The organism is Pseudomonas sp. ICMP 10191 (genome assembly GCF_001467335.1).
GTDB classification, from domain to species: Bacteria; Pseudomonadota; Gammaproteobacteria; order Pseudomonadales; family Pseudomonadaceae; genus Aquipseudomonas; species Aquipseudomonas cerasi.
Map to the genome: position 1 here is coordinate 1 of NZ_LKGW01000074.1, position 299 is coordinate 299.

Genomic DNA, 299 nt, shown 5'->3' on the forward strand with positions numbered 1-299 from the left:
GAAAAACTGGAATTCGCTTACGACATTCTGGGCCGCCTGACACAGGAATCGTCGCCCCAGGGCGCGCTGGCCTACGACTACGATCCGCTCAGCAACCTGACCACACTGACCCTTCCCACCGGCCAGCACCTGAATCACCTGTACTACGGCAGCGGTCACCTGCATCAACTGAACCTCGATGGCCAACTGATCAGCGACATGGAGCGCGACGACCTGCACCGCGAGGTCTACCGCACCCAGAGCAAACTCACCAGTTGCTTCGGCTACGACAGCATGGGCCGCAAAGCGTGGCAGTACGC

1 protein-coding gene is annotated in these 299 nt (G+C 60.5%); it reads left to right on the forward strand.

Annotated features, from left to right (window positions below; translation table 11 throughout):
* A partial coding sequence (locus AO388_RS07165; protein WP_161937158.1) for an RHS repeat domain-containing protein occupies positions 1-299 on the forward strand: 299 nt, incomplete at both ends.